At 69.9% G+C, this 5,150-nt stretch carries 4 protein-coding genes and 1 riboswitch; all 4 genes read right to left on the bottom strand.

Features of this window, described 5'->3' with window-relative positions; genetic code table 11:
- Positions 1-697 (bottom strand): hypothetical protein (locus HMPREF0321_RS16380; protein WP_006944437.1); only part of this gene is annotated, 697 nt, incomplete at its 3' end.
- 3 nt (positions 698-700) lie between these two features.
- Positions 701-913, bottom strand: a riboswitch (cyclic di-AMP (ydaO/yuaA leader).
- Between the two features lie 185 nt (positions 914-1,098).
- On the bottom strand, positions 1,099-1,806 hold the full coding sequence (locus HMPREF0321_RS04310; protein ID WP_040014453.1) for a metal-dependent transcriptional regulator: 708 nt from the start codon (positions 1,804-1,806) through the stop codon (positions 1,099-1,101).
- Between the two features lie 412 nt (positions 1,807-2,218).
- Positions 2,219-3,820: a serine hydrolase gene (locus HMPREF0321_RS04305; protein WP_006944440.1), complete on the bottom strand. Its 1,602-nt coding sequence runs from the start codon at positions 3,818-3,820 to the stop codon at positions 2,219-2,221.
- Positions 3,821-4,067: 247 nt separating this feature from the next.
- Complete coding sequence (pdxH, locus tag HMPREF0321_RS04300; protein WP_038571517.1) at positions 4,068-4,745, bottom strand: pyridoxamine 5'-phosphate oxidase; 678 nt, start codon at positions 4,743-4,745, stop codon at positions 4,068-4,070.
- Positions 4,746-5,150 lie beyond the last annotated feature (405 nt).

The following is a 5,150-nucleotide window of genomic DNA, read 5'->3' as shown; positions in this document are numbered from 1 at the left end:
ACTGCGACGCGGCGCGGTGGGTGTTCGTCGACTGCGACGCGGCGCGGTGGGTGTTCGTCGACTGCGACGCGGCGCGGTGGGTGTTCGTCGACTGCGACGCGGCGCGGTGGGTGTTCGTCGACTGCGACGCGGCGCGGTGGGTGTTCGTCGACTGCGACGCGGCGCGGTGGGTGTTCGTCGACTGCGACGCGGCGCGGTGGGTGTTCGTCGACTGCGACGCGGCGGGCGCGGTGCGCTTCTTGACGACGATCGAGCGACGCTGCGCCGGCTCGGCGATCTTCGCCTTGCGCTCGGCCCTGACGGGCTTCACGGAGGCCGACGTCAGCGCACTGCGGGCCTGCGAGCGCGACACCTGCTTCAGCGCCTGCGACGTCGCGCGCGTCGACTTCTTCGCGGCGGCGGGCTTCGCGGCGGCCTTGGCGGCGGGCTTCGGGGCGGCCTTGGCGGCGGGCTTCGGGGCGGCCTTCGGGGCGACGACGAGCTTCTTGGCCGGCGTGACGGTCTTGAGCTCGAGGGGTGTCGTGGCGGCAGCCGCGGCCTCGTGAACGGCGCCCGACTCAGGGGCCGCACCGGCGCTCTGCGTGATGCCGAGACCAGCGACCAGACCACCGGAGACGGCGACGGTCGTGGTGAGCATGGCCAGGGTGCGCGTCTGCTTCACAGGACGCAGCGGGCCCGGCGTGTTCTTGATGGACAATGTGCAACCTCTCGAACGCCTGTGAGGTGAGCTGTCGGGTTCGGACCTGTTGCTCGGCCCGGCTCTCGGCGCTTCGTGCGTGCGACGCGAGCTTCACCCCGAGTTCTTGATCTGCGCTTCGCGGATCAGGAACGAAGAAGTGGGTCCCCCACCCCTGCCAGGTGGTGTAGCTGACATGACTCGCGCGCCGCAGGCAGGGCTCGGCGTGTTCGGCACGCGAGTGTTCGTTGTCGAACCAGGTAAGACGGTAACGAATCAGTCACGACGACGGTGAATCAGGAACCGGCGAGATAGGCGTCATTTCGGCATCGAGCACCCGTCTCAGGCCCCGTTCGTCGCGCCACCAGCGGAGGTTCAGAATCCGTTACAGAGTGTGCTCGTGATGAACATCACATGCAACCTCAGGCCTGCTGACCCGTCACGGACACGAATACGTGCGAGGCGATGTCCTCGGGCAGCGACACGGCGTCGTCAGGCCGATCGGCGACGGCCGCGTGGACGCGGTCGCCGTCAGCACGCACGTCGAGGGCCACCCCGGGGCTCAGCCCGACGCTCGTCAGCACCGCGAGAGACTCGGCGTCCGCTTGCGCGGGCTCGCCGATGCGGCGCACCACCACGCGCAGCGACTCGCTGCCGGCCACCTCGACGAGCGACTGCACGCCGTCACGGAAACCCTCCGGCGCCTCGCCCCAGCCGAGCTCGTCCAGCCCGGGAATCGGGTTGCCGTACGGGGACAGGCCCTTGTCGACGATGAGCTCGAGGATCTTGCGCTCGACGCGCTCGCTCATGACGTGCTCCCACCGGCACGCCTCGTCGTGGACGTACTCGAGCTCGAGGCCGATGACGTCGACGAGCAACCGCTCCGCGAGGCGATGCTTGCGCATGACGCGAGTCGCGAGCAGGCGCCCCTCGGGTGTCAGTTCGATGCGCCGGGAGTTCGCGACGTGGAGCAGACCGTCGCGCTCCATGCGCGCGACCGTCTGCGACACCGTGGGCCCGGAGTGGCCGAGGCGCTCCGCGATGCGGGCGCGCAACGGGGGGATGCCCTCTTCTTCGAGGTCATAGATGGTGCGCAGATACATCTCGGTGGTGTCGATCAGGTCAGTCACGACGACAAGAGTGCCACCTCCGGCGCCGCCGCGCACGGGTGCTCGCGATACCGGCGTCGGTGGGGCGAGGCTCGGAGCATCAGTCGCGCGAACGGATCGCCTCGAGCGGACCGCCGGAATGAGCAGGCGCGACGGGCAGTGCCTCGGAGGTGTTCGTCAGAGCGATGTTCGTCAAGGGAGCGACGTCGGCAGGGGTGAGGCCGGGCGAGCCGCGAAGGCAAGGGGGCCGAAAGAGAAGAACCCGAGGCGCGCGCTCACGAAGAGCGCTGCGGCCTCGGGGTGAAGCGCAGCCGCCAGGGGGGAGGGAGTGCGGCGCGCTTCGTGACGAGACGCTACACCCGCTCCCCCCATCATTGAAAGTTAAATCGGGAAGCCAGGGCTGTGAAGATGCTGTGAGCTTCGCAACGCGCTGTCAGAGCCATTCGCCGAACGCGGCCGGCTCGCGCGTGAAGCGGTATGTGGCCCAGTTGAGTTGGGTGACGGAACCGTCGGCGTCGCGGGTGATGACGAGCCATTCGCCGCGCTCGCGACCCGCGACGGTGCGGTAGCGGTCTTCGTCGACGCGCTCGAAGACGGCCGGCGCCTTCCACTCGGGCAACCCCTCGACGCGAGCCTTGAGCGTGCCGCCCTCGACGACGAACGTGAACTGCGTCCCCTCCGAGAACCACACCCCGAGCAGCGGGACGAACTCCGGGGGCACGGTGATCCCGGGCGTCCAGGCTGCGGGCAGCTCGGGTTCGCGCTCCTGGACGGCGCTCGCGAGGTCCGTGGCGAGGGCCGCGGGATCGGGGGTGTGCGTCGCGTTCATGAGAGCGACGCCCGTCGTCGCGCTCTCGCGGTGCGTGAAGACGCCGGTGATCGCGCCCGGCCAACCGCCGGTGTGGCCGACCCAGATGCGATCGTCACGGCGCAGCAGCATGAACCCGAGACCCCATGCGGCGCCCCAGCGATCGACGTCGGCGACGATCTGCGGCTGACACATCTCCTCGAGCGTGTCGGCGGAGAGGATCGCGGGGTCGGGGTTCGCGACGAAACCTCCCCAACGCGCCATGTCGCGCACACTCGAGACCATGCCCGCGGCCGGCGCGATGGCGCGCGAGTCGAAGACGGGTTCGTCGACGGGGACGTCGCTGTACGGCGGCACGAAATAGGTGCCCGCAGCATGCGGATCGGTGTCGACGCCGCCCGGGTGGCCGAGAGTTGTCGACGTCATGCCGAGTGGGTCGAGGAGCCGACGCTGCACGCTAGCGAACCAGTCGCCACCGTCGAGACGATTGATCATCTCGCCGAGCAGCGCGTACCCGAGGTTCGAGTAGTGGAAACGCGTGTGAGCGGGCAAGACGCGTTCGCTGTGGGCGAGGCTCGCGAGGAACTCGTCGCGACCCGGCATGACGAGCGTGTCGAACACGTCGCCGACGGCCTCGCGCTGGATGCCGGAGCTGTGCGACATGAACTGACGCGGCGTCATGCGCGCTAGCGGCGAATCGGCGGTAATGGTGTCAATGATGTCGCGGGCCGGAGCGTCGATGTCGAGCTTGCCCTCGTCGCGCAGGGCCATGATCGTCACCGCCACGAACGTCTTCGTGTTCGACGCGATCTGGAAGCGCGTGTTCTCGTCGGGCGCAGTCTGCCCGACGCGCTCCGCGCCGACGTTCTGGCCGAGGTGCGCCGCCCCGAAACCGTTGTGCCACAGCAGCGTCCCGCGTCGCGCCACCCCGGCGGCGAGGCCCGGCACGCGACCCGAGCGCTGAGCGTCGAGGGCGATGCGGTCGAGAGCCGTCGTCGTCTCGCGCGACAACCGCGTCGCCGTCGAGGGTTCGACGCGCCCGTCCACCTGAGAGACGCCGGACGTGGCAGCACGATCAGCCTGCACGTCCCGCGCGGCCGACGTCATCGCGGCAGCGTCAGCCTGGGAGTCGAGCGTCGCGGTAGCTCCTTCGTCCTGCGCGTCGAGTGCTGCCAGGGCACGATCGGTCGACGGGTCGTGGGGTGTCGGCGTGGACGAGTCAGTCATACCTCCACGCTAGGTGGTGACGCCGTCCGCTCCGGTTTTGCGGGCCGGCGAATCAGCGACGGCAGATTCGCGGGCGGCCTCGAGACGCATCACTGCCACGCGTCGCCGCCCCGCCTCGCCATGCCGGCGACGCCCCACTCGTATCCATCGGCGATTTTCGTCCACATTCGCGAATCTCGCCCCATCTGCGAACGGCGTCCACCCCGGCGAATCGCGTCCCCATCTGCGATTTGCACACGTCGACGGCTCAGGGCCAGCGACGTTCGATGCGCCAGGCTGACGGGTCGTCGAGGTCGCCGTCGCCGACGCGCACGTAGACGAGGCGGTCGTGCAGCCGGGAACGGCGCCCCGCCCAGAACTCGATCTCGTCGCAGTTGATGCGGTAGCCGCCCCAGAAGTCGGGCAGGGGGACGTCGTCGGCGCCGCCGGTGTCGGGGTAACGGGCCGTCATCTCGGCGTTGGCGGTCTCGAGCTCGGCGCGGCTCGTCAGCGGCCGCGACTGCTTCGACACCCACGCCCCGACGCGCGAACCATACGGGCGCGAGTCGAAGTAGGCGCGCACGACGTCACGAGGCAGCTCGACGGCGCTACCGGTGAAGCGGATCGCGCGAAACATCAGCGGCCACGTGAGCGCCCCGGCGATCTGGTCGTTCTCGGCGATGTCACGGCCCTTGGCCGATTCGAGGTTCGTGTAGAAACCGGGGCCGTCGGCCCCGAGGTAGCGCATGAGGACGGTCCGCACGTGCGGCGCGCCGGCGGCGTCGGCCGTCGCGATGCTGATGGCCTCTGGCTCGGGCACGTCGCCTTGGGCATTCTGGCGTTCGCGTGCCTCGCGCACCCATGCCTCGATCAGCTCGAGCGGCGCCGCGGGCAACTGCGACTCGTCGAGACCTTCACCGTCGTAATCCATGCGCACCTCGGTCATGCCCCCATCTTGCCCGCCCGGGCCGCTGCGCAGGGCGCCGGGGCGCACCCTGCTTCGGGACGAGCGGACAGGCCCGGTTCCGGAGGCGCTCAGCGACGATTCTCGCCGCCTCCGCCGTGACGGTTCTCGAGGCTGCCCGGCGTGGCGCTTGGTTGGCGGTCACACTGACGTTTTCTGCCGGGCGCGTCGGGCAGGTGATGACCTGACGGGTCACAACCTGACGGAGCGTGGGCGCTCGGTCCGCGCACCTCGAGACGAAGGCGGCGTATCGCCTTTGGCACCCTCCCGACGCGTCGACGGGCGCCGCCACCGGTCGCGCACTGGCCCGACATGATCAACACGCCCGGCCAGCCTGTCTGGTCAGGACGAGCACCAGCGGGTGCGCAACCCCGCGCCCGCGCGGGA

It is taken from the genome of Dermacoccus sp. Ellin185, assembly GCF_000152185.1.
Taxonomy (GTDB): domain Bacteria; phylum Actinomycetota; class Actinomycetes; order Actinomycetales; family Dermatophilaceae; genus Dermacoccus; species Dermacoccus nishinomiyaensis.
Note: the sequence above shows the minus strand (reverse complement) of the source record. Positions and strands in the feature narration are given on the sequence as shown.